Annotated in this window: 1 protein-coding gene; it reads right to left on the minus strand. The window is 43.1% G+C overall.

Features of this window, described 5'->3' with window-relative positions; genetic code table 11:
- The coding region (locus tag OGX86_RS00005) for a T6SS immunity protein Tli3 family protein (protein ID WP_286638961.1) at positions 1–560 on the minus strand (560 nt) is incomplete at its 3' end.
- Positions 561–668: the final 108 nt, after the last annotated feature.

A 668-nucleotide genomic window follows, 5' to 3' on the forward strand; every position in this document is an offset into this window, starting at 1 on the left:
CTGTAGAGATAATAGGTGTCATCAAAGTATTGATAATCTATACCCGGACCACCCGGCGCCAGACGCGGGTCGTCAAAAGGATATGAACTCATATACAAATGGTCCTGCGCTGTGGAAATAAACGCCTGGTTATTGACCACCACCACTCTTTTTATTTCTTTTCCTTCAGGGCTGTCACGCATAACACCATCTGAGTTTCTCTCCAGCGCCGGGAAAGGGGCCATATATGTTGCGACCTGCCACGTTTGTCCGTAATCTTTAGATATTTTATATGCCCCAGGCTCCCATCGCGGTATCAGAATATACTTATCTGATGGATGAATATATACTCCGGAAAAGATCTGATACGTTGAATAAACGCCATTTACTAATTCCTTATGTATATTCCTTCTGGTATCATGATACCAAAGTGCACCTTCGCAATCGAAGCCCTTTAGTTCAAGATACCGGTTATCGTCATAACGATAAATAACTTGAGTTGGTATTTTTTTTGTACAGGCAGTGATAGCGAATAGTGAAACTGCGCCGATTAATACTCTTATCGTAATTCCTGGCTTCATAATTCATCCTTAAACGTTAAGCGGTTTTGGCATATCCCATTGCAGATTATTTCCCTGCATCCATATCGCAGTGCATTCGGGTCCAGCCCTTATAGCCCACCACCTCCG

The organism is Citrobacter sp. Cpo040, assembly GCF_030332915.1.
GTDB classification, from domain to species: Bacteria; Pseudomonadota; Gammaproteobacteria; order Enterobacterales; family Enterobacteriaceae; genus Citrobacter; species Citrobacter portucalensis.